The sequence below is a fragment of the Amycolatopsis camponoti genome, from assembly GCF_902497555.1.
In the GTDB taxonomy this organism is placed as follows: Bacteria; Actinomycetota; Actinomycetes; order Mycobacteriales; family Pseudonocardiaceae; genus Amycolatopsis; species Amycolatopsis camponoti.
In genome coordinates this window covers 1,325,781-1,352,648 of record NZ_CABVGP010000003.1, presented here as the reverse complement: position 1 = coordinate 1,352,648, position 26,868 = coordinate 1,325,781, and the positions used below count along the sequence as shown (strand labels likewise).

Sequence of the window (26,868 nt, the reverse complement as noted above, 5' to 3'; positions counted from 1 at the left end):
GTGCACCCTCGACCTTGCTGGAGGTCAACCTTCGTGGACTATCTTCCGCACCTCGACGGCGGTGTACTGCGCATCGGGAATCATCGCGGCCAGCTCGACAGCGCGCGCTTCGGTTGCGACGTCGACGATGTAGTAGCCACAGAGGAAGGCCTCCGACTCGACGAAGGCGCCGTCGACGACGTCGGTCGCGCCGTCCTTGACGCGGACGGTCTTGGTTTCGGACGGTTCGGCGAGCGCCTTGGTCTCGACCATTTCGCCGGTGCCGGTGACGAGCTTGATGAAGTCGCCGTGGCCTTCGTAGACGCCGTTCTTCTGGTCGTCGGTGAGGGTGGCCCAGAGGGTCGGGTTCATGTGGAGGGTAAGGAGGTATCGCACGTCGGCTCCCCGGTATGGGCGGCGGCCCCGGGTGGGCTGCCTTTCGCCGGGTGGTCGGCGCCGGCCGCGGCGTCCGGACACCGACTTCCGGGGTTCACTCGTTCGGCCTAATAGCGGCTCAGGAGCAGGTACCGCTCATCGCCGATTTCCTTGCCCCACAAGGCGGGGTCGTCGAGCAGGCTGACGTCCGTCTCCCGCCGGTGAGCTGCGACAAGGGTCCGGCATTCGTCCCGCGTGAGTCCGGCACCGGTGAACCACCGACCTTCGACGAGGACGAGCCGTCCCCCGGGATTGAGCAGCCCCACCCACTTCCCCAGGGCGGCGTCCGGATCGGGCAGGGCCCAGAGCACGTGCCGCACCAGGACGACGTCGTAGGTCTGCGTGGTGGGCGGATCGGCCGCGTCGCCTTGCCGGAAATCGACGTCGATCCCGGCGGCTTTCGTCCTGGCGATGTCGAGCATGCGGGCCGAGAGGTCGATCCCGCAGACGTCATGGCCCGCTTCGGCGAGGAGCAAAGACAGGCTGCCAGTGCCGCAGCCGAGATCGATGATCTTCGCTGGGGCGGCCGGGATCAGCGGGAGGAGAAGTTCTTTCCAGGCGGCGCGGACGACCGGGTCGCGGAGGCCGTGGTCGGGTTGGTCGTCGAAGGTCGCGGCTTCGGTGTCCCAGGGATTCGACGTCACAGTGGGTCCTTCGGGGTGAGCCACACCCGGATTCTCGTCGGAGCCGGAGCTGGAGGCGAACCGAGACGGCACCAAGCTGCCGACCTGTCCACGACTAAGGGTTGATGGTCCAGGAGAACGAGGTGGTGGCGGTCCGCTGATCGATGACGTCCTTCACCGTCCCGTTGACGGTGTAATGACCGGCCACCGTCGTCGTGCCGCTGATGTTCCCGTAGGACGTGTAGGTCAGACCCGGCGGTAGGCCCGTGATCTTCCAGTCACAAATGTAGTTCTGGTGGTAGCAATAGAGCTGGACCGGAGTGACCGGGACGCCGGCGGTGCCGATCTGAGGGCCGGGATTGCTGGCCGTAAGAGGCGGCTTCGGATCCGCCGTGCTGACGACGGCACTGGCCGCGGCCTCCTGGGTGGCTGCCACCAACCCGCCGGACGACAGCACCAAGGCCGCCACGAATGTCAGCGATCGCTGTAACCGATGCATTTCCCCTCCTGGATTCCGCTCCGCCAACGGCGACCAGCCGCTGATCAGCAACGTAGCGAGGGTAAAGATCCGGATCGCCGCGAGACGTCTCTCATCGTGCGACCAGCGACGGCCAACGGCGGTCACCCAAGGTCGACGACGGCCCCGGCCAAGATCGGCCCAGACATGGAAAAAGCCGCCCTGACCTGAGTCAAGACGGCTTCTACAAGCGTGGCCAGGGCCGGGGTCGAACCGGCGACCTTCCGCTTTTCAGGCGGACGCTCGTACCAACTGAGCTACCTGGCCGGGAACGCCGGCAAGGAGCCGAACGATCTTGCGACCCTGACGGGACTCGAACCCGCGACCTTCGCCGTGACAGGGCGACGCGCTAACCAACTGCGCCACAGGGCCTTGCGTACTACTGTCTTACTGTACTGCGTACTCCCAACGGGATTCGAACCCGCGTTGCCGCCTTGAAAGGGCGGAGTCCTAGGCCGCTGGACGATGGGAGCCCGGTCGGTTTCGGGTGACCGACCGACCGCGCTCTCAGGTCCCCCCGGGAGCGATTACAAGCATAGGGCACGCCGCCACCGCTTTGCACGGGGGTTCCCTTAAGCCTCCGGCGATGCCACGACCTGCGCAAACAGCTCGGCCAGCCGGCTTTCCAGCTCCGTCCGCTCCGCCGACGTCAGCGCCGACTCCAGAACTTCGTCGATCCGCGAGTCCGTCAAGGACTCCGCGTCCTGCCACCGGGCGTGCAGATCCGGCTTCCGCACCGCCGCCGCCACCAGCTCGTCCGCCGCCTCCGCCGGCCACGCCGTGCGCAGCAGCCGCTCGCGGCCGCCCTCCGGGTCCGCGATCACCGCCTCCGGCACCGACAGCCCCACCGCCCGCAGCGCCGCGAAGTGCAGGCCGCCGCGCAGCTCGCGGAAGACCATCAGCGCGAACCCGAGCCGTTCGACGTCCGCGGTGGGACGCTCCGCGTTCTTCCAGCCGGCGAACAGCGCCAGCCCGCTCGCGTCCGCGGCGTCGATGACGCGGAACAGCAGCTCCGCCAGCCGGCCGGGCTCCGATACGGCCGAAAGGTTGACGCGCGACCAGCGAGCCGATGACTCCGCGTAGGCACGGACAGCCGCGGGTGCGGCCAAGGCCGCCGTCGCCGGTGGCAGGACAAAGTCGAACAGCCAGTGCGGGAAGATCCCGAACAGCTCCGCGGCCACCTTCGGCGGGACGTCGCCCAGCACCGCCGAGCGCCCCCGGACGTACAGCGAACGCGGCGGCAACCCCACTTCGCCTTCGACCGCCGCCAGCTCCGGCGACGTCATGAACCGGCCGCCCAGCACCTGCACCACCGGCCGGATCCGGTTCGCCACACCCTCGATCGTCGTCATCGCCACCCTTTCGTCCCAGCAAACGTAACACTGTTACGAAACCCGCGTCAAGAAAGGCCGACAACCTCGCGAATCACTCACCGGAAACGACGTCAACCAGCACGAACATCACCGGACAGGCCCGGCGCTCCCGCCAGGCCCCCGGCCTCCACGACCTCAGCGCTGAACCGGCGCCTGCCCGTCCTCGTCCAGGTTCAGGCCCAGCATCTCCAGCAGCTGCGCACAGTCCTCGACCCCCAGCGCACCATTCGCCACCGCCAGCCGAGCCCGCCGGACCTGATCATCCGACACCCGCTGCGCATCGCCGGCCCCGCTCCGCTGCGCGGGCAACCCCCCGGCGAACGGAGCACTCCCCCCATCGGCACCTTCGTACCGAAGGAGGAACTGCCGCACTTCAACAGACCCGCTCATAGCCCCTCCATACGGCTCACAACAGCTTGGCCGCGAGGCTAACCAGCGCCGGGCGCCACACACAGCCCCCCGGAGAGTGAACCTGAGGCCACGCTCCGCTCAACGCAGCGCAATCGGCACGGAGAGAGAAGGGACCACCCGAACGACGGTCACCTGGGCTGGAAGTGACACCGCACGCGGAAATTTCCCGCTCTCCACTCGCCCAGCGCGACAACTCGTGCAACAATCGAAGTGCTGACACACCCCCGGTCAGCGCCTGTGGAGATCCCCTCCGACCCCCGCGTTCCTCCCCCTGGCGCGGGGGTCCTCCATTTTCTGGGTGCTCGGGCTTCGCCCTTCGCTCACCCATCTTCTTTCGGCGTATTGCCCGGGGGGCCGAGCCCCCCGGACCCCCCACGGTGCCTCTGGCCCTTCTTCCAGCCGGTGCGAGTTTTTCGCCTCGGGCACTGGGCGCCCTGGCGAAACTTGTGGCCGGCCGGGTGGGTGATCGACTCGGTGGGTTAGGGGGGTGTTGCTTTGGGTGTTTGGGGGGTTGGGCTGTTCGGGTTGCCGTTGGGCTGATGGGGGCGACCGCTTGGCGTGTTGTGGCTCACAGTGGTTTGCGGGGTGAGACCTAACCGTTATCGTGGCTGGCGTGCCTCTTCCTTCACTTGGCCGCTTGAGCAGCCGGACGAACCTCAAAGCCGCGTCCTCCGGACGCCATCGTGGTGCCGCGAAGCCTGCGGACGATGGTGTTGTCGAGGACAAGGAGCTCACCTCCTACCTTGCCGCCCTGGCCCCCGATGCCGACAACGAGAGCACCGGGACCGGTAAGCGCTTCGGTGAGGCCCAGGTCATCCAGCTGCGGATGAGCCTCATCGCCAACCAGCAGCTCAAGGACATCGCCGCCGACCGCGAGATCTCGCCCCAGGCCCTCGCTCAGGAGTGGATCCTCGAGCGGCTCAACTGGGAAGGCCAGGCCTCGTCGCTGCAGGACCAGCGGCAGCAGGCCGGGGACCTCGGCGACTTCGGCGAGCTGACCGACCTCACCGACGAGTTCCGCTTCCCCGCCGACGCCTTCGACGCGCCGGCCGTCGGACGACGCTGAAGTCCCTCTCCTCTTCATGAGAAAGGGCCCCCGGCGGATCGCCGGGGGCCCTTCACTCAGGCCTCAAGACAACGCTAAAGGGCCTGCGAGGCTTGTTCAGCCGTCGCCCGTCGCAGGACTAGTGCACGAAACCAGCGGTCTGTGTACGGGATGCGGTGAGCTGACCGGAACAAGCCTCGGTCTCAGATCGCGCGGACCTTCTGGGCCTGCGGGCCCTTCTGTCCCTGGCCGACCTCGAACTCCACTCGCTGGTTCTCCTCGAGAGTGCGGAAACCGCGGCCCTCGATCTCCGAGTAGTGAACGAACACGTCGCCTTCGCCGCCGTCCTGCGCGATGAAGCCGAAGCCCTTCTCCGCGTTGAACCACTTCACAGTGCCTTGCGCCACCGCTGTTCTCCTCGTTACACAGATCCGCTTCGAATGCCACCGAAGCGGCACCCCGGCCGTCCCGGGCGGTTCCAACGAGACGAGTCAAGAGCGTGTCGGCTCCATGGCTCGCGTCAGAAGTTCCGCGAGTGTGAAGCCACGAACACGCAAAACGACGGCCTGCAAGCAGACTACCGGGATCTGGCCAAAGTTGAACCCCGTGATCGAGGCGAAAAACGCCGGTCCGGGCCAAGGTCACCGGAACGTCGTAGGGCTCCCACCGCGTTCTGTCGGACCCACCGGTTAGTCTTGCGCAGCACAGCGACACCGTGATCACCGGATACGGCTCGGAGTCACTCGTGCCCCCTCTGTGAAGCAGCGTCGGCAAGCGGTTGTGACCTTCGTCACGCGGATCTTGCTCAACGTCGCCGGTCCACGAGACGTCTCGATGAGGGGTAGCACCAAAGGGGCAAAGGGGAATGGGTTGACGGTGAGGACTTCCACGCGGCGCCGGGGCGCGGCTGTGGCACTGGGCTTGGTCGCGGTACTCACGCTGGGGGCGTGCAGCAGTGAACCGACGGTGTCGGCGAGCGGGACTTCGGGCGGGGGCCCGACTTCCGCGCCGGCGCCCACCGCGCAGCCGGCGAAGCTGACGGTGACGCCGGCCGGCGGCGCGCAGGACGTGCCGCCCGGCGAACCGGTCGAGGTCAAGGTCGACAGCGGCACGATCGTCTCGGTCACGCTGACCAACCCGGACGGCAAGCAGGTCCAGGGGCAGACGTCGGCGGACAAGAAGAGCTGGAACACCACCGAGCAGCTCGGCTACGGCAAGACCTACACCTGGTCCGGCCAGGCGCAGGGTGCCGACGGCAAGAACGTGCCGATCGGCGGCGCGTTCACCACGGTGAAGCCGAAGCGCCAGACGTCGGCCAGCCTGAACGTCGGCGACGGGCAGACGTACGGCATCGCGATGCCGATCGCGCTGTCCTTCCCGAGCCGCGTCACCGACAAGGCTTCGGTCGAGAAGGCGCTGTCGGTCGAGACCACGCCGAAGACCGAGGGCTCGTGGGGCTGGACGAACGGCGACACGTCGGTGCACTGGCGGCCCAAGGAGTACTACAAGCCGGGCACCACGGTGAAGGTCAACGCCAAGATCTACGGCGTCAAGATCGGCGAAGGCACGTACGGCAAGCAGGACGTGTCGGCCAGCTTCACCATCGGCCGCTCGCAGATCGTCAAGGGCAACACCACGCAGCACACGATGCAGGTGATCCGCGACGGCCAGCAGATCGCCGACTACCCGGTCAGCTACGGCCTCGACTCCGACCCGGGCCGCGTCACCCACAGCGGCACGCACGTCGTGATGGGCAAGCAGGCCACGTACGCGATGAGCAACCCGAAGTACCACTACGAGAACGTCGTGGTGCCGTGGGCGGTCCGGATCTCCAACAACGGCGAGTTCATCCACGGCCTGGCGGCGTCGGTCTGGGCACAGGGCAAGAAGAACGTCTCGCACGGCTGCCTGAACCTGTCGCCGGCGCGCGCCAAGGAGTACTACGACGGCGTGCTCACCGGTGACCCGGTCGAAATCACCGGAAGCACCCAGACGCTGACGGCCAAGGACGGCGACTACAGCGACTGGACGTACGACTGGGCGAGCTGGCAGAAGCTGTCGGCCCTGGCCGGCTGAGTCTCTCCGCGCTGAGACCTTTCACGACGACGGGCGGCCGGGAAGTCCACGCGGACTTCCCGGCCGTTCGCGTTTTCCCGGAACTCGATGCAACCCCGTCGAGCACCGACCGCATGACTAAGGGCAGAGGCGCGCCGATCCCGGCCGCGCCCGCGAGAAGAGGAGCTGTCTTGCGTATCCGTATCGCCCTTTCCCTCGGCGCTCTCGTGCTCGCCGGTGGCGCCCTGACCGGTGGCATCGCGCTGGCTTCGGAGGCGCAGCCGGCGGCACCGACCGCGACGACCCGGCCCACCGCGCCGCCGTCCGCGATGCCGACCACCAGCCGCAAGCCAGCCCAGGCGCCGTCCGCTGTGCCCGCGCCGCCGCGTGAGGCGACGAGGGCCCCGTCCGCGGTGCGCGTCCCGCGTGCCGTGCCGGCCGGCCCCACCGGTGACCTGCACCTGCCGGCCATCGGGGAGTCCCGGTAGCCAGGTGATCTCCCGCTCCCGTCCGTCGACCGGGCCGGGCTCGCCGTGGGACGGCGAGTTCGCCCGGTACTTCGGCGAGCGCGCGCACAGCCTGCGGTCCACGGCCTTCCTGCTCTGCGGTGACTGGCACCAGGCCGAGGACCTCACGCAGGCCGCGCTGCTCAAGCTCTACCTCGCCTGGCCGAGGCTGTCGCGCCACGACGCCTTGGACGCCTACGCCCGCAAGGTCGTGCTGCGCACGTTCCTCGCCGAGCACCGGCGCAGCAGGTGGAAACGGGAGCGGCTCACCGACACCCCGCCGGAGCTCCCGGCGGAAGCCACCGGGAGCGACCAGGACATGCTGGTCCGGCAGGCCCTGGCCGTACTGGCCCCCAAGCAGCGCGCCGTGCTGGTGCTGCGGTACTTCGAGGACCTGAGCGTCGAGGAGACGGCGCAGGCGCTCGGCTGCAGCGCCGGCACGGTGAAGAGCCAGGCCTCCCGGGGCCTGGCGACGCTACGCAACCGGCTCGGCCCGCACTACGCGCTGACCTTCAGCGCGACCACGGAGGGGAGGTGACGAACATGGACCCCGAAGACGACGTCCGCGCGTTCCTGACCGGCGCGGCCGGCGGCACGCAGCCGCCGATGCGCCTCGAAGCCACCGACGTGATCGAGCGCGGCGGCCGGGTCCGGCGCCGACGCAAGCGCTGGGCGGTCGCCGGCACCTCGACGGCGACGGCGGTGATCCTCGCGGTGGCGGGTTTCCTGGCCGGTCACCGCGTCGGGCCGCCCGACCCCGTGCAGCCCGCCGACCCGGGCCTGTCCACGATCGGCACCACCGCTCCCAGCTCACCGGCGCCCGCCGAGGTCCCGGCGACCTCGATCGCGCCGCCGGCCGCCCAGCCGGGCCGGGTCCCGTCGCGCGCGTCGAAGACTCAAGTACCGACCCCCTCGACGGCCCGGCGGACCGAGCGGCCGACGGCACCACCGTCGGCGAACCCGACCAGTACGGTTCCGGACGTTCCGAGGGCGACGTCCCGCTAGACGTTTCCGCAGGTCAGCGACGTGGTGCAGATCACCGTCGCGAGGTGGGTTCTTGACGAAATACCCGAGCCGGTCGTGGCGATATGCCGGGTGGTGTTCCGTTCGGACGCCGGACAACTGCTCAGCCGGGCGCTCCGCCGCCGGCCCGAGAATCCGAGGAGGAAGCACATGGTGCTCGCCGCATTGGTCGTCGAAACCGGAATCGCTGTTGTGGTCGCGGGCGCGCTCGCCGCTTGGTCCCGCAAGCGCTTCACTCCTCGGAGCGACGCCAACTGACCCTGGTCGAACACACGAGTGCCCCGCCCGGTGATCCGGACGGGGCACTCCTGTTTCCGGTGACCGCTCAGCGCTGAGCGGCCGCGGAGGTCAGCTTGCCGCCGCTGTCGGCGGTTTCGATCTGGTCCATCGGGACCTGCGACGTCTCCGGGATCTTGATGATGGGGATGATCGCGATCAGGGCCGCGGCCATCAGGTAGTACGCCGGCCAGTCCTCGTTGCCGGTGCTCTTGATCAACGCCGTCACGATGACACCGCAGGTACCACCGAACAGCGACGTCGAGATGTTGTAGCCGATCGCGAACGAGCCGTAGCGCACCCGCGTCGGGAACATCGCCGGGAACGTCGAGCCGATCACCGCGAGCATGAGCACCAGCAGCAGCGCCACGATCAGGAAGCCGACGAAGAGCCAGAAGATGCTCCCGGACTGCATCAGCTTCAGCGACGGCCAGCTCAGCACCAGGAACCCGATGGCCGCGGTGAGCAGCAGCGGTTTCCGGCCGATCCGGTCGGACAGCGCGCCGAGCGGGATGATGATCGCCATCTGGATGACTTCGACGGCGATGATGATCAGGGTCGACGTGTTGTCGTTGATCTTCAGCGTGTCCGTGAAGTACGTCGGCATCGTCGTCAGCAGCAGGTAGTCCGCGACGTTCAGCAGCAGCACGATGCCGATCAGGTTGAGGATCATCCGCCAGTTGCGGACGAAGATCTCCTTGAGCGGCGCCTTGTGCGGCTTCTCGCCCGCGGCTTCCATCCGGCGGAACTCGGGGGTGTCCTCGAGCTTGTTCCGCAGGTAGAGCCCGATCAGGCCGAGCGGCAGCGCGACGAAGAACGGGATCCGCCAGCCCCAGGCGTCGACCTGGTCGGCCGACAGCGAGAGCGTCACCGACAGCACGACGAGGTTGCCGAGCACGTAGCCGCCCAGCGTCCCGAGCTCCAGGAAGCTGCCGAAGAAGCCCCGGCGCTTGGTCGGTGAGTACTCGGCGATGAACGTCGCCGCTCCGCCGTATTCACCACCGGTCGAGAAGCCCTGGATGATCCGGAGCAGCAGGATCGCGATCGGCGCCGCGATGCCCATGCTGTAGCTGCCGGAATACGTCGGCAGGACGCCGACCAGGAACGTGCACCCGGACATCAGCAGGATCGTGACCGCGAGGACCCTCTTGCGGCCGATCTTGTCGCCGAGCGGGCCGAAGAACGCCCCGCCGAACGGCCGCACGATGAACCCGACGGCGAGCAGCGCCAGCGACTTCAGCACGGCGTTCCCCTCACCGGGGAAGAACTCCGAGCCGATGCTCACCGCGATCGCGCCCGAGGTGAAGACGCCGTAGTCGTACCACTCGGTGGCGTTGCCCATCGCGGACGCCCACACCGCTCGCTTTACGGTTCTCTCGTCCGCTGTCGGTTTGCCCGTCGTAGCTGCTTCTTCGCTCATGCCGGCGACGACCTCCTCCGTGCAGTGCCCACTGGGCCGTTCGAGCTCATCCATCCAGTCTTGCCCGGTCAGCGGGGGTCGGCAGTCTGAGCCGTGAATCTTCTACGGTGGGGAACTTTCCGGCTACCGAGAGGTAAAGGTTGCCCGCTTACGCCGTGGGTCGCGCGCGACGAGCGGCTACCGGCGAGTTAACGTCAGCGCATGAGTCGTGTTTCTCAACCCTGGCCGCCGGTGCCGGTGGAGCCGGCCGTCCCGCACCCGAAGGCGCCGGAGCCGGGCACCGAGCTCGGTGTGCACTTCAGCGAGTGCTTCGGCTGCGGCGACGAGGCCGACGCCGGGCTGCACCTGCGCTCGACGGTCGGCGAGGGCCAGGTGATCCACTCGCGGTTCACCGTGACGGCGGCGCACCAGGGCGCCCCCGGGCTCGCCCACGGCGGCCTGCTGGCCTGCGCGTTCGACGAGGCCCTCGGTTCGACGGTCGGCAACCTGATGCGCCGTCCGGCGGTGACGGGCAAGCTCGAGACGGACTTCCGCCGCCCGGTCCCGGTCGGCTCGACGCTGTTCATCGAGGCCCGGCTGGACGGCATCGCGGGCCGCAAGATCTACGTCAGCGCGGACGGCCGCCTCGACGCCGAGGACGGCCCGATCGCGGTGAGCGCGCGGGCGCTGTTCATCGTCGTCGGCTTCGAGCACTTCAGCACCCACGGCGACGCCCAGGCGCTGGAGAAGCTGGCGGCCCAGCACGAGAAGAACCAGCAGCGGCAGCGCGAAGAGCGCGACTGGGACATCAACCCCTGACCGGGAAAGCTCAGGTGAGGGTGCGGGGGCGGATGGCGTTCGCCCGGTCCACCAGCTTCACGCGCTCGTCGACCGTGCCCGCCAGCCGCGCCAGCGCGCGGTAGCAGCGCTCGAGCCCGAGCCGCAGCTCCCGCTCGTCCAGCGGGCTCCCCAGCACCCGCGCACCCGGTGTGGGTTTGCCCTGCTTGAGCCAGTCGTGCGCGGCTTCGAGCACCCCGGCGGACAGCCGCGTCCGGCGCTCGAGGTCCAGCCGCAGCCGCTCCAGCCGGGCCGACGCGTCCAGCAGGTCGTGCTCGGTCACCGGCGTCTCGCGGCCGTTCGCCTTGGTCGCCGTGGTCTTGATCCTGATCGCCGCGACCTGCGCGTCGACGTAGTGCGTCGAGGACGGCGGGACCGTCTCCAGCACCTCCACCGCACTGTTGCGCGCACCCTGCGCGAGGTACACCCGCGCGAGGCCGAACGCCGCGCTGACGTAGGAGCGGTCGGTCCGCCAGACCAGCTCGTAGAACCGCGCCGCGGCGAAGTAGTCGCCGACCCCCTCGGCGCTGATCCCCAGCGCGAGCTTCGGCGCGATCTCGCCCGGCAGGTCGTCGTACACGGACTCGAACGCGACCTGCGCGACGCGCGACCGCCCGCCGGCCAGCTCGATCAGGCCGCGGTACCAGTCGATCCGCCAGTCGTGCGGGAAGCCGTTCTTGATCGCCAGGTACTGCCCGGCCTGCAGCTGCCGCTGCGCCTCGGCCAGCTCGCCCAGCTCGATCCGGGCGCGCACGATCCGCAGCCGCACCTCGATCGACTCGCGTGGCGCGCCGGCCAGCGCCTCGATGGCGCCACGCGGCTCGAGCGCGGTCGTCGTGGCGAGCACGCCCGCCGCCGGGTCGTCCGTGTCGACCTGCGGGATCGGCAGGCCGGCGACGACCTCGTCCGCGCCGGGCAGCGGCACGTTCCGGCCGGCCTCCGGCACCACCAGCTGCACGCCGAACGTGCGGCTCTCCGGGCCGAACACCGTCGACGCGCCGGGGCGCGGCTTGCCGGTGCCGAGCGCCATGATCTCGCGCAGCACGCCGGTCAGCTGGTCGCCCATCTCCTCGGCGGAGAGGAACCGGCGGTCCGGGTCGGCGTGCGTCGCCCGTCGCAGGAACCGGTAGTACGAACCGAAGAGCGCGAACAGCGGGACCGCGTCCGGGCCGGGCAGCGTCGTCTTGAACTTGCTGGTGTAGCCGGTGAACTCGAAGCTCAGCACGGCGAGCGTGCGCCCGACGGTGAACAGGTCCGACGCCACCGACGCGCCCTGCTTCGCCAGCTCCGGCGCGCTGTAGCCGGTGGTGAAGAACAATGGGCTCTCGTAGTCGTCCATCCGCCGGACCGCGCCCAGGTCGATCAGCTTCAGCTGCTCGTTGGTCTGGATCACGTTGTCCGGCTTGAGGTCGCAGTAGAGCAGGTTCTGGCTGTGCAGGTACCCGAGCGCGGGCAGGATCTCCAGCCCGTACGCGATGACCTGGCCGATCGGCAGCGGTTCCGGACGCCGGCTCTCGCGGTGGTGCGCGAGCGCGAGCTGCCGCAGCGACTGGCCGCCGACGTACTCCATGACGATGTAGCCGACGGTCGTCCCGCTGTGGGCGTCCGGGTGCTGGACGAAGTTGTGGATCTTGACGATGTTCGGGTGCTCGACCTCGGCGAGGAACCGCTGCTCGTTGGCCGCGGCCGCCATCGCCGTCTGGTCACCGGTGTCGATCAGTCCTTTGAGGACGACCCAGCGGTCGCTGACGTTGTGGTCCTGCGCCAGGTAGATCCAGCCCAGGCCGCCGTAGGCGATCGCGCCGAGGACTTCGTACTGACCGCCGACGACCTCGTGCGGCTCCAGCTTCGGGACGAACGAGAACGGCGCACCGCAGTTTTCGCACTTTCCTTCCGGCGAACCGGGTTTTCCGTCCTTGCCGCGGCCGACCTTGGCGCTGCAGCTGCCGCAGAACCGTTTTTCCTCCGACACCATCGGGTTCGTCAGCACCGCCGACGCCGGGTCGCGCGCGGGGACCGCCGGGACCTCGACGAGCCCGGCGCCGAGCCGGCCGCGACGCGAGCGTGACGTCCGCGACGACGTCCGCCGGCCGGTACCCGGGAACGCGCCGGAACCGGAGCCCGAGCCGCTGCCGGTTCCCGTTCCGGTGTGCCGGCCTTCGCTGCTGCGCTCGGGCAGGACGCTCTCGGTGCCCGGGTCGGGCAGCGGCGTGTCCGGCCCGGTGGCCGGCCGCGGCGCCGGCGGCATGATGCTCTGGGTCTCCGGCGCCGGCGCCGCGAGCACGCTCGTCGGCTGCGGCGCGTTCGGATCGGGACGGATCGCCTGCGTCGCGGGCTGCGCCGCCTGGGCCGGCTGGACCGGCGGCAGGACGGGGTTGATGCTGCCCGGCGGGCGCGTCGGATCCTCCGCGCCCGGGATCGTCCCGCGCACGGCCGTCGGCTGGCCGCGCGGCGGCGTCGGCGGGCGGCGGACGGGCGCGTGGAAGACGGTCTCCTCGCCCCGGGGCGGTTCACCGTCGTCGAGGCGGCCCGAGATCGACGGCTCCGGCGTCTCCCACCGCACCGGTGGCGGCGGCTGCCAGCTCGGCGTCGCCACCTGCTGCTCCTCGTCCGGTGCGGCGTGCCGAGGACGGCGCGGCTCCTCCGACACTGCTACCTCCCAGATCCCCACCGGCGTGCGGAGATCGATCCTAGCCGCGACCGGCTCACTTGTACTTCGGTGACGGCGGCGACGCCGGGCCGAGCGAAGGCTCCACCCAGCGGCGGTAGCTGTTCTGCCACGCGTCGCTGCCGCGGATCTTGTCCAGCACGGCGTTGACGTACTTGACCATGTCCTCGTTGTCCTTCGGCACGCCGATGCCGTAGTTCTCCTGGGTGAACTGGTCGCCGACGACCTTCAGCGTCGGGTCCTGCGCGGCCATCCCGGCGAGGATCGTGTCGTCGGTCGAGACGGCGTCGACCTGGCCCTGCTGGAGCATCACCAGGCAGTCCGACCAGTTGTCCACCGAGACCGGCACCGGCTTCGACGGGTCCGTCGCGATCTTCGCCAGCGACGTCGACTTCTTCGCCGCGCAAATCCGCTTGCCGCTCAGGTCGGCCAGCTTGGTCACCTTCGACTCCTTCGTGACCAGGATCCGTTGCCCGGACACGTAGTACACCGAAGAGAACTGCACCGACTCCCGGCGCTTGCAGGTGATGCTGTAGGTCCGGACCACGATGTCGACCTGGTGCTGCGTCAGGACGTCTTCACGCTGCGACGACGGGATCGCGCGGAACTGCACGCGGCCCTCCGGCGAGCCGAAGATCGACCGGGCGATCTCGTTGACCATGTCGATGTCGAAGCCCTCGAGGTTGCCTGTCGTGGGGTTGCGGAAGCCGAACAGGTAGGTCGTCTGGTCGACGCCGGCGATCAGCTTGCCGCGTTCCTTGATCTTCGCCATGGTCGAGCCGTCGGGGATGCCGGTACCGTTCGGCGCGAGGCTGACCAGGGGGTCGCAGCTCGTGTCGGTGGCGCCGCCGGCGGTCGAGTCGGGGCCGCCGACGTGGGCGGGCTGCGGCCAGGCCGCGTTGCTCACCGGGGCCGGGTCGACCGGCTTCCCCGGGCTGCCGCAGGCCGCCAGCAGCAGCGCGGCGACCGCCAGCGCACCCGCCCGGACCGTGTTCCCCCGCCTGCTCACCGGTACTCCCTCAGTCGCTCCCGGATCCCCATGGTGACACCCGCCGCGGCGACGACGGCGAGCACGGCCAGGCCGGGCGCGAGCAGCGTGAGCGCGGCCTCGCCACCGTGGGTGTCGTCGAGGAACTCCTGCCTGCCGACGTCGATCGCCGCCTGGAGGCTGTCGTCGAGGCGGCGGAAAGCCGGCGCCGAGCCGTCGGTCTTGTCCTCGAGGACCGCGGCGTCGACGGCTTCCTGGTACGCGCCGGCGTTGTCCTGGTCGCGCACCTGCTTGTGCGCCTTCATCCAGTCGTTCGCGGCCTTCGTCGCGTCGGCGACCTTCGCGGCGCCATCGCCGCCGGTGATCAGGCCGCGGGCTTCGCCGAGCAGGCCGCCCTGGCCGTCCGGGCCGACCAGCTGGGCCGCGTTGGCGCCGAAGTCCTTTTCGTACGCCGCGCCGTCGCCGCGGGCGACCAGCGTCAGCGTCTCGTCGGCGCGGGCCTGCAGCGCGGCGATCCGCGCGCGGACGAGGACGTCGACGCGGTGCGAACCGTCGTCCTGGCCGCTGCCGACCAGGCTGCCCTGCACGACGAGGGCGACGGCGCCCCACAGCAGCGACACCACGACGGCGGCCGTCGCGACGACCAGCCCGACGTTGAGCAGCCGGTTCGTCCGCCGGGTCAGGTAGACCTGGGCCGCGATCAACGCGGCGAGCAACGCGACCACGAGGATCGTGGCGAGCCACGGGAACCCGGTGGCGCTGTTCTGCTCCTCGACCAGCCGCGCGGTGTCGACGCGGTAGAGGTCCTGCGCGGCGGGCAGGATCTTCGCGCGCATCAGCTCGGACGCCTCGCGCAGGTAGGAGGCACCGACCGGGTAGCCGAGGCGGTTGTTCGCGCGGGCGGTTTCGACGAGCCCGGAGTAGACCGGCAGCGACTGGTTGAGGACGTCGACCGGGCCGGCCGCGCCGGCGACGTCGGAGGAGTCGGAAGCGGCCTTCGCGAGCGCGGCGCCGGCTTCGGCGATGTCACGCTCGTAGCGCGACCGCAGCTCGGGCGGCTCGGTGCCGATGGAGAGGAACGCGCTCGCCGCGGTCGCGTCGGCGTCCGAGAGCGACTTGTAGACCTGCTGCGCGGCGGCGGCGAGGGGCTCGCGGTGGTCGATGACGCCGCTGATCGTGTCGTCGCGGTCCTGCACCGACAGCGTCGCGACCAGCCCGGCGACCAGCGCCAGCAGCACCAGCCCGACGGCGATCACGGTGAGCCGGCCCGGCGTGGTCGCGGCCGACCGGATGATCGCGCGCACCCCCTGGCCCGGCAGGTCCAGCAGGCCGAGGAGGCCACTGCGGCCCCCGGGGCGGTCGCGGCCGTCCGGTGGCGACGGTGGGGGTCCCGGCGCGGGCGCCGTCGGACCCGGGGCCGTCGCAGTGGTGGTCATCCCCGATTCCTCCCCGTGCCTTCCGGGGCTCCGCCCCAGGCCGGGGGCTTCGCCACCCGGAACCCCCGAAAAGCTGCTGTTTAGCCGTACCCGGAGAAAGGTAGCCGAGTCGCCGCACGTGCGGGCACAGGCACCACCCGCCGTCACCAGCACGTGATCTCGTGCGGCCGGTCAGCTTCGGATTTCGGCGCGTACGCACCAGTAGCCGTCGTCCTCGCCCGATTCCAGCGTGCCATCGGCGAGAGCGAGCCGCTCGCGCATGCCGGCCAGCCCGAAACCTTCACTCGTCCGAGTGAATCCGCCGAGCTTGGTGCGGACGTCGAGCCGGACTTCCGCCGTCGTGTACTCCAGCCGCATCCGGACGTCTTCGCCGGGCGCGTGCTTGCCCGCGTTGGTCAGGGCTTCCCGCGCGACGCCCACCAGCGCGACGACCGCCGCGGACGGCAGCGGCCGGACCTCGCCGCCGGTGGCGAAGCCGACGTCGACGCCGTGGTTGGCCGCGTGCTCGGCGGCCACCGCGGCGAGCGCTTCGGCCAGCGGCGGGACGTCCCGCCGAAGCGCGGCGACGGCGTTGCGCGCCTCGGCCAGCCCGTCGGCGGCCAGCCGCCGCGACCGCCGGACCGAGCGCAGCGCACCGTCCACATCGGACCGTTCGGCGAGCAGCGCTTCGGCGAGCTCGAGCTGAACCCCCAGCGCGCCAAGGGAATGCGCCAGGACGTCGTGGATCTCGCGGGCGATGCGCGTGCGTTCGTCGAGCGCGGCGGCGCGCGCGTGTTCGGCCTGCGCGAGCCGGGTCTGCTCCAGCAGCGCCTCCGCCTGGTTGGCCTGGACCTCGTACTGGCGCCGGTTGAGCCCGACGAGCACGAGCAGCAGCATCACGGCAGCGTCCGCGAGCGCCGCACCGAAGGAGTGCCCGGCGACCAGGTGCGCGGTCACCGCCAGCGCGATGTCGAGCAGGCCGGTCCCGAGGATCACGCCGACGCTGACGGTGGTGAGCGCCGCGAGCCGGCCGAGCGCGATGACGGACAAGAGGATCGCCGAGGAGTCACCGGCCCGGCCGACGAGCGCGGCCGGCAGCGCGCTGGCCACGGCGAGCAGCGCGGCCGCCGGCTTCGGCCGCCGGGACGCGAGCACGACGAACCCGAGCCAGCAGGCGCTCGCGACGCCGTAGGCGGCCCAGATCCGCGGGTCCGGCTCGCGCGCCGTCACCAGCGTCCCCGCGACGAACAGGGTGCCCAGCACCTGCACCACGAGCCAGCTCGGCGCGATGGTGTCCGGCAGCAGGGGACGTTTCGGCACGTCCCCCATCTTCCCGGGCGTGATCAGCCGCGGATGGCGGGGGCGAGCGAGTGCGGCAGCACCTCTTCGGGGCTCGGCGGGCGCCGGACCAGCACTTCGACGTCGTCGGCGAAGCGGTACGGCTTCGCGCCGAGGATCCCGCCGAAGTGGCGGCGCAGCCGGGACATCTCGGCGCGGACGGTGACCGTGCGGCCCGCGTCGCCGAACAGGTCCGACGACAGCTCGGACGCCGAGCGGCCGCCGCGGTGGCTGGCCAGCACGTACAGCATCTCGGCGTGGCGCGGGCTGAGCCGGTGGGTCCAGGTCCCGGACGCGCCGGCCACGGTCAGCTCGGGTTCGCGCGGCGACCGGACGTCGAGGACGACGCGCGTCGGCGGCGCGACATCGCTCTCGGTGGGGCGGATCAGCCAGCCGCCGGGCACGGGCTCGACCGCGCAGTGGCCGTACGCCGGCAGCCAGACCCCGCCGGGCGCGAGGTTCGCGGGCAGCGAGATCCGGTCGACCGGCGCGAGGCCGGCCGCCGCGGCGACCCAGCCGTGCTCGTCGGCGACGACGGCCTGCCCGCCGACCTTCGAGAGCACCGGGACGGCGAAGCCCCGGAGCCGTTCCAGCTCGGTGAGGTGGGTGGTGCGCAACTGGGACTCCGCGAGCCGCGTCACGGCGTCGACCAGCGCCAACGTCGTCGCGTGGACGGTCGAGGCCGAGCCGGAGAGGTCGACGACGCCGAGCAGCCTGCCGTCGCGCGGGTCGTGCAGCGGCGCGGCGGCGCACGTCCAGGAGTGGTGCGCGCGGACGTAGTGCTCGGCGGCGTACATCTGGACCGGGCGGCGCGTGACCAGCGCGGTGCCGATCGCGTTGGTGCCGACGGCTTCTTCCTGCCAGTCGACGCCTTCGACGAACCCGAGCCCGTCGGCGCGGCGGCGAACCGCGGCACTGCCGTCGCGCCACAGCACCTTGCCGCCCGCGTCGACGATCACCATGATGTGCGCGGCCTGCTCGGCCAGGCTGATCAGGCCGCCGCGCAGCGTCGGCAGCGCTTCGGCCAGCCCGCTCGTGCGGCGGCGCGCTTCCAGCTCTTCGACGGTCAGGACGGGCGCGGCGGACCGGCTGTCGGGATCCATGCCGAGGCGGCGCATGCGTTGCCAGGACGCGTCGATCACCGGCCGCGGCCGGCTGGGTCCGTCTTGGCCGGTCAGGGCCGCTTCGTGCACCTGCGCGAGGACACGGGCGTACCGCCGGGGGTCCGCCCCGGCAGGCAACGCTGCCTCGAGGTTTCGCTGCCCCAACCGCCGCTCCTTGCGCTCTGCCTCCTCAGTCTGCCTTTTCGGTCCGCTGATCGGAAGGTGGCGACAATCTCGCCGAGAGCTCTTCGCCGGCCGGGGAGGTGCCGGCGAAGAGCCCTTCGCGGCCTCCGGCGGGGCCAAGAGCCACCGGAGGCGGGCGGGTCAGCCGGTGATCGCGCTGCCCTGAGCTTCGAGGTGGACGTCCGCGTGGTACGACGGCAGTAAGTCCACTGTGGACAGCCGCCGAGCTGCGTCGATGGCCTGCACGTCGGCGAACAGCGCGCTCAGGTGCGGTTTCCGCGCGCGCCGGATCATCGCCGGTACTCCACGACCGCCTTGGCCGCGTTGATGACCTTCTGCGCGTCCGGGAGGTAGAGGTCCTCGAGCGCGTCGGAGAACGGGACGGGCGTGTGCGGCGGCGTCACCATCTCGATCGGGGCCCGCAGGGCGCCGAACGCCTCCTTCGCGACGAGCGCGGAGATGTCCGTGGCGAGGTTGCAGCGCGGCGAGGCCTCGTCGACGACGACCAGGCGCCCGGTGTTCCCGACGCTTTCGCGGATCGTGCCGGTGTCGAGCGGGCTGGTGGTGCGCGGGTCGATGATCTCGGCTTCGATGTCGCCGGCGGCCAGCTCTTTCGCGGCTTCTTCCGCGACGGCGACCATCCGCCCGAACGCGACGATCGTGACGTCGCCGCCGTCACGCACGACGTTGGCCTCTCCGAACGGGATCGTGTAGCTGTCCTCGGGAACGTCGCCGCTGGTGTCGTAGAGGGCCTTGTGCTCGCAGAAGATCACCGGGTCGTCGTCGCGGATGGCCTGGATGAGCAGGCCTTTCGCCTCGTACGGGCTCGACGGCACGACGACCTTCAGGCCCGGGATGTGCGTGAAGATCGGGTACAGGCACTGCGAATGCTGCGCGGCGGCCCGCAGCCCGGCGCCGTACATCGTCCGGATCACCACGGGCGTCCGGGCCTTGCCGCCGAACATGTACCGGAACTTGGCCGCCTGGTTGAAGATCTGGTCGAAGCCGACGCCCATGAAGTCGATGAACATCAGTTCCGCGACCGGCCGCTGCCCGCGCGTCGCGGCGCCGATCGCCGCGCCGACGAAAGCGGACTCGGAGATCGGCGTGTCGAGGACGCGGCCGGGGAACTTGGGGAAGAGCCCCTTCGTGACGCCGAGGACGCCGCCCGGGCCGCCGGCGTTCTCCTCCCCCATGACGATGACCGACTCGTCGCGCTCCATCTCCTGGCTGAGCGCCTCGGTGATCGCCTCGCGGTAGCTGATCGTCCTGGCCATGCCGTGCGCTCCTCAGTAGGACACGTAGACGTCGGTCTCGAGGTCTTCCTTCGCGGGTTTCGGCGCGGCCTTCGCCTCGGCGACGGCGTCTTCGATGAGCTTCGCGACTTCGGCGTCGATGTCGTCGAGGACCTGTCCGGGCAGCTCACCGTTGTCGGTGACGCGTTCCCGGAACCGCTTGAGGCAGTCGAGGTTCTCGCGCGCGTCGGCGGCTTCGCCGGCCCGGTAGGTCTGCTGGTCGCCCCCGAAGGGCCCGAAGCAGCGGCTGAACTTGACCTCGATGAGCGTCGGGCCACCGCCGCCGCGGGCGCGTTCGATGGCCTCCCCCGCGGCTTCGTGGACGGCGAAGAAGTCGAACCCGTCGATGATCACGCCCGGCACGCCGAACCCGGCGGCGCGGTCGGCGATGTTGTCCGAGGCGACGGACCAGGTGCTCGACGTCGCTTCGGCGTAGCTGTTGTTCTCGGCGACGAAGAGGGCTGGGAGGTCCCAGACCGACGCGAGGTTCAGCGCCTCGAGCGTCGCCCCCTGGTTGCCGGCGCCGTCGCCGAAGAAGGCGACGCCGACGCCGCCGGTGTGCTGCTGCTTGGCGGCGAGGGCGGTGCCGCAGATGAGCGGCGGGCCGCCGCCGACGATGCCGCTGGCGCCGAGCATCCCCTTCGAAAGGTCGGCGATGTGCATCGAGCCACCCTTGCCGTGACAGGATCCTGTCTTGCGACCGAAGATCTCGGCCATCATGGCTTTGACGTCGACGCCCTTGGCGATGCCGTGGCCGTGGCCGCGGTGGGTGCTGGCGATGGCGTCACGGTCGTCGAGGTGGGCGCAGACCCCTGCGGCGGACGCTTCCTCACCGGCGTAGAGGTGCACGAACCCGGGGATTTCGCCCGTCGCGAACTCGTCGTGCACCCGCTCTTCGAACGCTCGGATGGTGCGCATCACGCGATACGCCTCCCGCAGGGTGTCCGTCATCTTCGACGCTCCTTCCCCAGTTCGGTTTCCGTGCGCAACAGCCCTTTCCGTGCCGCTTCCGCCATCACCGCCCGGACGTCCACGACCCACGGCCCGTCCGGCTTGAGCTCGACGAACGCGCTTTCGCCCGTCTTGAGCTCGAGTTCGCGCTCGCCGTCCAGAGCGATGACGCCACCGGACGCGGCCAGCTCGACGCGCATCCCGGGTTTGAGCACGCCCCACCCCCGCACCCCGACGGGCCGCACGAGCCCGGGCGCGATGGGCGCGTGCACGACGTAGGGCGTCTCGTCGACGGGCCCGAGCTGCAGCGCGACGCCGTCCGGGCTGGATCGCGGGCTCGGGCAGAGCTGCCCCGGGACGCTGGAGAGGCCGATGCCGTCGGGTTCGGCGAAGGTGCAGTAGAGCTCGGTGAGCGAGGCGGGATCCCACAGCGCCCGAGCCCCGATGTGCCGGCTCGACGAGACACAGACATCGACGAGCGCGATCTCCCGGCGAGCCTTGGTGACGACTTCGAGCACGCTGACGCGGTGCGTGACGAGATCGGGATCGACCTGCCCGGAGGCGATCAGCCCGGCCGCCAACCCGGCGACGGTCGCCTCCCGCATCTGCGGGAAGGCGTTGTTGGTCCCGGTGGAGAGGGCGAGGATCGGAACGTCTTCGCAGGCGGCGGCGGCAACGCGAGCGGTGCCATCCCCACCGAGCACGACAATGACCCCAGCCCCGGCCTCGACCATCCGGCGCACGGCATTGGTCGTATCGGCGGCGGTCCCGGTGATGGGATCGTCGGCACAGAAGTCGACGGTCGGCCAGGTCCCCCCGCGCCCGAGAGCTTTGAGCACAGCGGCGGAAATGCCCCCGAGATCAGTGGAGACCAGGGCCCGATCAAGGCCGGTAACCGCGAAGGCGGCCAGCAGCCGCTGGACCATGTTCGCCTTTTCCGCGGTGGGGAACACGGAAGCCTGCGCAACCAGCCGGCGGATGTCCCGCCCCGAAGCCGGATTCGCGACGATCCCCGCCACCGTCTCGCCCAACCTGACCTCCTGTCACCGCACCGGAGAACAGAAGACTCCGTAGCGGCCCGAAAGGGAAGGGTTGCAGGGCGTTGCAGTGTTCACAGGAGCTTGCCGGTCCGCTCGGCTTTGGTCGCTCGACCTTGGTCGCTTGGCCGCTCGGTGGCTGGTCGCTCGGCCGCTCGGTGGCTGGTCGCTCGGCCGCTCGGTGGCTCGGCCGCTGGCCGCTCGGTGGCTCGGCCGCCGGCCGCTCGGTGGCTCGGTGGCTCGGTGGCTCGGCGGCGCGACCTTGGTCGCTCGGTGGCTCGGCCGCTCGGTAGTGCCGGCCGGATCGAGGTGGGCGCGCCATGCGCTGCGCCGACCGGAGCGATCAGGTGAGCCCACTGCGCCCGAGTACTGCGCGAGCCGAATCGAGCAGGCGTGCCCTCCGCGTCGCGTGCCGTACTAGCCGCATCAAGCCGGCTACCACTTGCCTCCGAGCGCTGTGCCGACGGATCGCGCGGCCGTTGCTCCACTGCCCAGCCAGGCTCGCCGCCTGGTCATTCCGCCGCGCAGCCGCGGCCGGTCCGCGGCGCGCGTGTCACGTCGGCGGCCGCTGACGGTCTGAGCCGAAGATCACACCGGCTCCGATCTCCAGTGGACTGTCCAACCTGGATATCACCCCGGCGGAGAAGAACGAACCGAGGTCAACCCCCGGCGAAGAACTACGAGACGAGGTTCGCCGTGCCCTCGTAGGAGAAGCCGGCTTCCTCGACCGCGGCCCGCACATCGTCCTCCACCAGCGGACCTTCGGCGCGAACGACCACACGGCCGGTCGCGACGTCGACGTCCACTTCGGTCACTCCCGGCAGACCGGTGAGTTCTTCGGTGACCGACTGCGCGCAGTGCCCGCAGCTCATCCCGGAGACGGCGTAACCGTGCTCGATCATGGTGCGCAGCATACGAAAAGGGCCGTCACCCCGAACGGGTGACGGCCCTTTCCCAAGATCAAAGTCAGATCACGGTGACCGACGTGGCCTGCGGGCCCTTCTGGCCCTGGCCGATCTCGAACTCGACGCGAGCGTTCTCCTCGAGGCTCTTGAAGCCGTTACCCTGGATCTCGCTGTAGTGAACGAAGACGTCGCCGCCACCGTTGTCGGGGGTGATGAAGCCGAACCCCTTCTCGGAGTTGAACCACTTCACAGTGCCCTGAGTCATCAAAATCTCCATATGCAACCACAAAAACGGGAAGCCACTTCGGCGCCCCGGGTCAACACGGGGACGGTTTGCTTCCTCGGCGAGGAGACACTACGCCCGCTGATATCTGCGAGCGTGACTCAACACGAACACAAAAATCGAGACCATGGGCAGTAAAGCACACCTTGAGCAGGGCGGACAACCCGTCGTCACCCGGACAGGGTGAGCTATTCGCCACTCGCCGGGCGCAACCCCTCCGAGCTGAACGGCGACCGCCAGGTCGTGTCGCGCTCGGCGGCGACGACGGCGTCGTCGTGGGCCTCCGCGCTGGCGCTGAACAGCACCGGTACGACGCCCGAGGACTTACGCGCTGCTTCGGATGTGCGCTGGTGATCGGTCACGTCGAAACTCCCCTCGTTCCCTGCCCGCTTCGGCGCGGGTCATGACCGTGATGGTGCCATGCGGCACCGACAGAAACCGGTTGTTTCCCGCCGGGACCCGGCCGGGAAGGTTCAGCGGCGAACCACCACCGGAACAAGGCCAGATTACCTGAGCCGCCGCCGTGCTACCACAGAACTTACCCGGCGTTTTCCGAAGCGAAACCGAGCAAACCCTTACTGGGCGGGCGGTTGCGGACGCGCTTGCCCGAGCAGGGCCGAAAGCCGCACGTCCGGGGTCACCACGTCCGGGTCTGTGCGCACATCGATGACGCACGGGCGCTGCCGCACCAGTGCGCTGGCGATGATCGGTTCGAGCTCCTCACGATCGTCCACCGTGTACCCGGCCGCGCCGAGCCCACGCGCCCAGGACGCGAAGTCCGTCAGCGGGATGGAGACACCGGACAGCCTGCCGTGTGTGCGGGCTTGATGCATGGCGAGCGCGCCGTGGACGCCATTTTGGAAGACGACGACCATCACCGGCGCCCGGTACCGCACGGCCGTTTCGATCTCCTGGCCGGTCATCAGCGTCCCGGCGTCCCCCACCATGGCTACCACGGTCCGCCTCGGCTCGGCCAGTTTCGCCGCCACAGCGGCCGGAACGGCGTAGCCCATCGCGGCGTTGCTCGGGCCGAGCTGGCTGCGCGGCGCGGTGAAGCACCAGTACCGGTGCATGAACTGCGCGAAGTTGCCGGCGTCGCTGGTCACGATGGTGTCCTCGGGCGCCAGCTTCCGCAGCGCGCGGACGACGTCCACCGGGTGCACCCGGGTGTTGCCGCTCGTGTCGGGCGGGGTCATGAAGGTGTGGACGGCCGCGTTCGCCGCCGAAGCCCGCCGCGTCCGCGGCGACGCCACCTCGCGCAGCTCCCGCAGGAACGGCTCGACCTCGGAGTCGACGCGGAAGGTCAGCCCACGCCGCCGCGAGCTGACGTCGATGCCGGTGCCGACCAGGATCAGCGTCTGTTGAGCCGTCGGGTAGCGGTAGGCCTGGGTGGTGACCTCGTCGAGCTGGGTGCCGAGAGCGAGGACCAGATCGGCCCGTTCCAGGGCGTCCAGCTGCCGCGCCGGGATGCCGAGCCCGAGGTGGCCGGCGTACCGAGCGTGGTTCTCCGGGAAGGCGTCCTGTCGCCGGAAGGCGTTGTAGACGGGCAGCGCGAGCTCGTCGGCGACCGCGATCAGCTCGTCACGCGCGGACCGGGCCCGACCGCCGACGATGACCACGGGGTACTTGGCCTCGTCCACCAGTTGCGCCACGGCGTCAGCCGAACGGCCCAGCGTGCCGGAAGCCGGCGGCCGGACCCGCGCCATCGGCTTCGCCGCGTCGTAGGGCATGCCCCAGATGTCGCAGGGCACCCCGAGCACGACCGGCCCCGGACGTCCTTCCTGCGACGTCGTCAGCGCGTGCGCGAGCAGGCTGGGCAGGCTGTCCGGGTCGGTCACCCGCAGCGTCGACTTGGCGATCGACTCGAACATCGCCGTCAGGTCCGACGTCGGCAGCTCCCCGGACGACGACGGCACCGGCTCCGTCGCCGGCGTCTCCAGCAACACGACCATCGGCGTCTCGTCTTGGTACGCCGTCTGGACGCCGATCGCCAGGCTCGCCGCACTCGGCCCCCGGCTGGCGAGCAGCACGGCGGGCCGCTCGGTGAGCTTGCCCTCCGCCTCCGCCATGAAGGCCGCACCCGCGTCGTGGCGCGCCGAGACCAGCGTGATCTCCCGCTCGCGCTGCAGGGCGTCGAGCAGTTCCAGGAAGGACTCGCCGACCACCGCGTACACGCGGCGGACCCGTGCCTCGGTCAGGATCCGCACGGCCGTCTGGGCGACGGTCGCTCCCAGTTGGTATCTAATGAGGAGAGCTTAGGCGGGCACCGTTCAGTGCAGTCAAGTGATCTTCGCCGAAACCCGGTAAGGATGGGCTGAATGTCCGCTTTGACCGACTGCTAGCCGATCAAGGGAGCGAGGACCGCAGTCTTGGCCGCGACCGAACATGAAACCGTTTTTACTTATGGCGCACCGGCGTTGAAGTACGGCACCGGCTCGAGCGACGAGATCGGCTACGACCTGACCCAGTACGGCGTGCACCGCGTGCTCGTCGTGACGGATCCACAGGTCGCCGCGACCGGCTGGCCGCGCCGCATCGCCGACGGGATCGCGGGCTACGGCATCGAAGCCGAGGTCTTCGACGGCGTACACGTCGAACCCACCGATGTCAGCATGCAGAAGGCGGTTGACTTCGCCCGCGGAACCGGTCCGTACGACGCCTTCGTCGCCGTGGGCGGCGGGTCGGCCATCGATACCGCCAAGGCGGCGAACCTGCTCACCAGCAACGACGGCGAGCTGATGGACTACGTCAACGCCCCGGTCGGCGGCGGCCGCGCGCCGGACCGCCCGCTGAAGCCGCTGGTCGCCGTTCCCACGACCACCGGCACCGGCTCGGAGAGCACCACGGTCTGCGTGCTCGACGTGCTGTCCCTGCGCGTCAAGAGCGGGATCAGCCACCTGCGGCTGCGCCCGACCCTCGCCGTCGTCGACCCCCGGCTCACCATCAGCCAGCCCGCCGGCGTGACCGCGGCCAGCGGCATGGACATCCTCTGCCACGCCGCCGAGAGCTACACCGCGAAGCCGTACACCGAGTTCGAGCGCAAGCGCCCGGAGCAGCGTGTGCCGTATTGCGGCGCGAACCCGCTGGCCGACATGTTCGCCGAGCAGTCACTGCGACTGCTGTCGTGGGCCCTCCCCGCCGCCGTCCGCGACGGCGACGACCTCAAGGCGCGCGAAGCCATGGCCCTGGCCGCGACGTTCGCCGGGCTCGGGTTCGGCAACGCCGGCGTGCACATCCCGCACGCCAACGCGTACCCGATCGCCGGCCAGGTCAGGGATTTCCACCCGGACGGCTACCCGGGCGAAGAACCCATGGTCCCGCACGGCATGGCCGTGTCGCTGACCGCGCCCGCCGCGTTCCGCTTCACCTTCGACGCCGCGCCGGACCGCCACCTGCGCGTCGCGCGCCTGCTGGCGCCCGACTTCGAGTGGCCGGGTGACTTCGCCGACCACCTGCCCGCAGTGCTGATCGACCTGATGCGGCAGATCGGCATCCCGGACGGCATCGGTGCCGTCGGCTACACGGAGTCCGATGTGGACTCCCTGGTCGAGGGAACGCTGAAGCAGCAGCGGCTGCTGGCGACCGCACCCCGTGAGGCGTCCACGGATGACCTTTCCGGCATCCTGCGCGAGTCGGTGTCACTGTGGTGAACGGGTACCCGCACTGGCAGACGGTTCCGTTGCGCTGGAAGGACAACGACGTCTACGGGCACGTCAACAACGTGGTGCACTACTCCCTGATGGACACCGTGATCAACACCTGGCTGATCGAGCAGGGCGGCCTCGACATCGAAGCCGGGGAGGTGATCGGGCTGTGCGTCGAGTCGCACTGCGGCTATCACTCATCGGTTTCCTTTCCTGGGACGTTGCGGGTGGGTTTGCGCGTGGCGCACCTCGGGAAGTCCAGCGTGCGCTACGAGATCGGCATGTACGCCGCCGACGAGTCCCTGGTCGCGGAAGGGCACTTCGTGCACGTCTTTGTGGACCGCGAGTCCCGCCGGCCGGCACCGCTCGCCGGCAAGCTGCGTGAGGCATTGGAAGCACTGCAACCCGGATGACGTCGACCGCCGGCGGTTCACCTCCTCTCTGACGGTGCCGGTTCCGGGCCGGGTTCTTCCCGTGTTTCCGATCATGCACGACGGCACCGACAGAACCGGTCCGACGGCCCGAGTTGTCCACAGGCGGGGAAAAGATCGGCGAGTTGTCCACAGATTCGCGACGAGG

The 26,868-nt window shown here is 70.2% G+C and carries 29 protein-coding genes and 3 tRNA genes; 9 read left to right on the top strand and 23 right to left on the bottom strand.

Annotated features, from left to right (window positions below; all coding sequences use genetic code 11):
* Positions 1-24 precede the first annotated feature (24 nt).
* The 8 genes from AA23TX_RS42940 to AA23TX_RS42905 form a co-directional block, all read right to left on the bottom strand.
* Positions 25-351: a YciI family protein gene (locus tag AA23TX_RS42940; RefSeq protein ID WP_230863062.1), complete on the bottom strand. Its 327-nt coding sequence runs from the start codon at positions 349-351 to the stop codon at positions 25-27.
* 131 nt (positions 352-482) lie between these two features.
* The gene (locus AA23TX_RS42935) at positions 483-1,058 is read right to left on the bottom strand and encodes a class I SAM-dependent methyltransferase (protein WP_155548650.1); all 576 of its coding nucleotides are present in this window, start codon (positions 1,056-1,058) and stop codon (positions 483-485) included.
* Between the two features lie 94 nt (positions 1,059-1,152).
* Positions 1,153-1,587, bottom strand: a complete 435-nt coding sequence (locus tag AA23TX_RS42930; RefSeq protein ID WP_155548649.1) for a hypothetical protein — start codon at positions 1,585-1,587, stop codon at positions 1,153-1,155.
* A gap of 160 nt (positions 1,588-1,747) precedes the next feature.
* Positions 1,748-1,821, bottom strand: a tRNA-Phe gene (locus AA23TX_RS42925).
* Between the two features lie 31 nt (positions 1,822-1,852).
* Positions 1,853-1,926, bottom strand: a tRNA-Asp gene (locus AA23TX_RS42920).
* Positions 1,927-1,954: 28 nt separating this feature from the next.
* A tRNA-Glu gene (locus AA23TX_RS42915) sits at positions 1,955-2,027 on the bottom strand.
* Between the two features lie 99 nt (positions 2,028-2,126).
* On the bottom strand, positions 2,127-2,906 hold the full coding sequence (locus AA23TX_RS42910) for an SCO6745 family protein (RefSeq protein ID WP_155548648.1): 780 nt from the start codon (positions 2,904-2,906) through the stop codon (positions 2,127-2,129).
* 156 nt (positions 2,907-3,062) lie between these two features.
* Positions 3,063-3,317 carry a hypothetical protein gene (locus tag AA23TX_RS42905; protein WP_155548647.1) on the bottom strand — a complete coding sequence of 85 codons (255 nt, stop codon included), beginning with the start codon at positions 3,315-3,317 and terminating at the stop codon, positions 3,063-3,065.
* 634 nt (positions 3,318-3,951) lie between these two features.
* Between AA23TX_RS42905 and AA23TX_RS42895 the strand changes: the two genes are divergently transcribed.
* The gene (locus AA23TX_RS42895) at positions 3,952-4,404 is read left to right on the top strand and encodes a hypothetical protein (RefSeq protein ID WP_196425849.1); all 453 of its coding nucleotides are present in this window, start codon (positions 3,952-3,954) and stop codon (positions 4,402-4,404) included.
* Between the two features lie 182 nt (positions 4,405-4,586).
* Here the strand turns inward: AA23TX_RS42895 and AA23TX_RS42890 are convergent, their stop codons facing one another.
* Entirely contained in the window at positions 4,587-4,790 is a 204-nt protein-coding gene (locus AA23TX_RS42890; RefSeq protein ID WP_003097368.1) for a cold-shock protein, read from the bottom strand.
* A gap of 427 nt (positions 4,791-5,217) precedes the next feature.
* Between AA23TX_RS42890 and AA23TX_RS42885 the strand changes: the two genes are divergently transcribed.
* The 5 genes from AA23TX_RS42885 (at position 5,218) to AA23TX_RS42865 (ending at position 8,225) form a co-directional block, all read left to right on the top strand.
* Complete coding sequence (locus AA23TX_RS42885) at positions 5,218-6,459, top strand: L,D-transpeptidase (RefSeq protein ID WP_196425848.1); 1,242 nt, start codon at positions 5,218-5,220, stop codon at positions 6,457-6,459.
* Between the two features lie 170 nt (positions 6,460-6,629).
* Entirely contained in the window at positions 6,630-6,926 is a 297-nt protein-coding gene (locus AA23TX_RS42880) for a hypothetical protein (protein WP_196425847.1), read from the top strand.
* 4 nt (positions 6,927-6,930) lie between these two features.
* Positions 6,931-7,482 carry a SigE family RNA polymerase sigma factor gene (locus tag AA23TX_RS42875; protein ID WP_155548643.1) on the top strand — a complete coding sequence of 184 codons (552 nt, stop codon included), beginning with the start codon at positions 6,931-6,933 and terminating at the stop codon, positions 7,480-7,482.
* A gap of 5 nt (positions 7,483-7,487) precedes the next feature.
* The gene (locus AA23TX_RS42870) at positions 7,488-7,949 is read left to right on the top strand and encodes a hypothetical protein (RefSeq protein ID WP_155548642.1); all 462 of its coding nucleotides are present in this window, start codon (positions 7,488-7,490) and stop codon (positions 7,947-7,949) included.
* A 21-nt stretch (positions 7,950-7,970) separates the two neighbouring features.
* Positions 7,971-8,225 carry a hypothetical protein gene (locus AA23TX_RS42865; protein WP_155548641.1) on the top strand — a complete coding sequence of 85 codons (255 nt, stop codon included), beginning with the start codon at positions 7,971-7,973 and terminating at the stop codon, positions 8,223-8,225.
* 67 nt (positions 8,226-8,292) lie between these two features.
* Here the strand turns inward: AA23TX_RS42865 and AA23TX_RS42860 are convergent, their stop codons facing one another.
* Positions 8,293-9,585: an MFS transporter gene (locus tag AA23TX_RS42860; protein ID WP_230863061.1), complete on the bottom strand. Its 1,293-nt coding sequence runs from the start codon at positions 9,583-9,585 to the stop codon at positions 8,293-8,295.
* A 279-nt stretch (positions 9,586-9,864) separates the two neighbouring features.
* On the opposite strand from AA23TX_RS42860, the gene AA23TX_RS42855 reads away from it, so the two are divergent.
* Complete coding sequence (locus tag AA23TX_RS42855) at positions 9,865-10,461, top strand: PaaI family thioesterase (RefSeq protein WP_196425846.1); 597 nt, start codon at positions 9,865-9,867, stop codon at positions 10,459-10,461.
* Between the two features lie 10 nt (positions 10,462-10,471).
* Here the strand turns inward: AA23TX_RS42855 and AA23TX_RS42850 are convergent, their stop codons facing one another.
* The 13 genes from AA23TX_RS42850 to AA23TX_RS42795 form a co-directional block, all read right to left on the bottom strand.
* A complete protein-coding gene (locus tag AA23TX_RS42850; protein WP_155548640.1) occupies positions 10,472-13,129 on the bottom strand; it encodes a serine/threonine-protein kinase in 2,658 nt (885 codons plus the stop codon).
* Positions 13,130-13,184: 55 nt separating this feature from the next.
* Positions 13,185-14,156 carry a glutamate ABC transporter substrate-binding protein gene (locus tag AA23TX_RS42845; RefSeq protein WP_196425845.1) on the bottom strand — a complete coding sequence of 324 codons (972 nt, stop codon included), beginning with the start codon at positions 14,154-14,156 and terminating at the stop codon, positions 13,185-13,187.
* The gene (locus AA23TX_RS42840) at positions 14,153-15,571 is read right to left on the bottom strand and encodes a GlnX family signal transduction membrane protein (protein WP_155548639.1); all 1,419 of its coding nucleotides are present in this window, start codon (positions 15,569-15,571) and stop codon (positions 14,153-14,155) included. Before AA23TX_RS42840 ends, AA23TX_RS42845 begins: the two co-directional genes overlap by 4 nt.
* 171 nt (positions 15,572-15,742) lie before the next feature.
* A complete protein-coding gene (locus tag AA23TX_RS42835; protein WP_155548638.1) occupies positions 15,743-16,879 on the bottom strand; it encodes a sensor histidine kinase in 1,137 nt (378 codons plus the stop codon).
* A 14-nt stretch (positions 16,880-16,893) separates the two neighbouring features.
* Complete coding sequence (locus AA23TX_RS42830) at positions 16,894-18,156, bottom strand: helix-turn-helix domain-containing protein (RefSeq protein ID WP_155548637.1); 1,263 nt, start codon at positions 18,154-18,156, stop codon at positions 16,894-16,896.
* Between the two features lie 159 nt (positions 18,157-18,315).
* Positions 18,316-18,468: a hypothetical protein gene (locus AA23TX_RS42825; protein WP_155548636.1), complete on the bottom strand. Its 153-nt coding sequence runs from the start codon at positions 18,466-18,468 to the stop codon at positions 18,316-18,318.
* Complete coding sequence (locus tag AA23TX_RS42820) at positions 18,465-19,451, bottom strand: alpha-ketoacid dehydrogenase subunit beta (RefSeq protein WP_155548635.1); 987 nt, start codon at positions 19,449-19,451, stop codon at positions 18,465-18,467. The genes AA23TX_RS42825 and AA23TX_RS42820 overlap by 4 nt, the downstream gene beginning before the upstream one ends.
* A 12-nt stretch (positions 19,452-19,463) precedes the next feature.
* Entirely contained in the window at positions 19,464-20,420 is a 957-nt protein-coding gene (locus tag AA23TX_RS42815) for a thiamine pyrophosphate-dependent dehydrogenase E1 component subunit alpha (RefSeq protein WP_155548634.1), read from the bottom strand.
* On the bottom strand, positions 20,417-21,451 hold the full coding sequence (locus tag AA23TX_RS42810) for an ATP-NAD kinase family protein (protein ID WP_155548633.1): 1,035 nt from the start codon (positions 21,449-21,451) through the stop codon (positions 20,417-20,419). The genes AA23TX_RS42815 and AA23TX_RS42810 overlap by 4 nt, the downstream gene beginning before the upstream one ends.
* Before the next feature lie 683 nt (positions 21,452-22,134).
* Positions 22,135-22,359 carry a heavy-metal-associated domain-containing protein gene (locus tag AA23TX_RS42805; protein WP_155548632.1) on the bottom strand — a complete coding sequence of 75 codons (225 nt, stop codon included), beginning with the start codon at positions 22,357-22,359 and terminating at the stop codon, positions 22,135-22,137.
* A 64-nt stretch (positions 22,360-22,423) separates the two neighbouring features.
* Positions 22,424-22,627 carry a cold-shock protein gene (locus AA23TX_RS42800; RefSeq protein ID WP_013222289.1) on the bottom strand — a complete coding sequence of 68 codons (204 nt, stop codon included), beginning with the start codon at positions 22,625-22,627 and terminating at the stop codon, positions 22,424-22,426.
* A 206-nt stretch (positions 22,628-22,833) separates the two neighbouring features.
* Positions 22,834-23,007, bottom strand: coding sequence for a hypothetical protein (locus AA23TX_RS49835; RefSeq protein WP_196425844.1), 174 nt, complete (start codon positions 23,005-23,007; stop codon positions 22,834-22,836).
* A 213-nt stretch (positions 23,008-23,220) separates the two neighbouring features.
* Positions 23,221-24,879: a thiamine pyrophosphate-binding protein gene (locus AA23TX_RS42795; RefSeq protein WP_155548631.1), complete on the bottom strand. Its 1,659-nt coding sequence runs from the start codon at positions 24,877-24,879 to the stop codon at positions 23,221-23,223.
* A 135-nt stretch (positions 24,880-25,014) separates the two neighbouring features.
* Here AA23TX_RS42795 and AA23TX_RS42790 point away from each other — a divergent pair, with 135 nt between their 5' ends.
* Both AA23TX_RS42790 and AA23TX_RS42785 read left to right on the top strand, forming a co-directional pair.
* On the top strand, positions 25,015-26,295 hold the full coding sequence (locus tag AA23TX_RS42790; protein ID WP_155548630.1) for a hydroxyacid-oxoacid transhydrogenase: 1,281 nt from the start codon (positions 25,015-25,017) through the stop codon (positions 26,293-26,295).
* Positions 26,289-26,702, top strand: a complete 414-nt coding sequence (locus AA23TX_RS42785) for an acyl-CoA thioesterase (protein ID WP_155548629.1) — start codon at positions 26,289-26,291, stop codon at positions 26,700-26,702. The genes AA23TX_RS42790 and AA23TX_RS42785 overlap by 7 nt, the downstream gene beginning before the upstream one ends.
* The last annotated feature ends 166 nt before the right edge of the window (positions 26,703-26,868 follow it).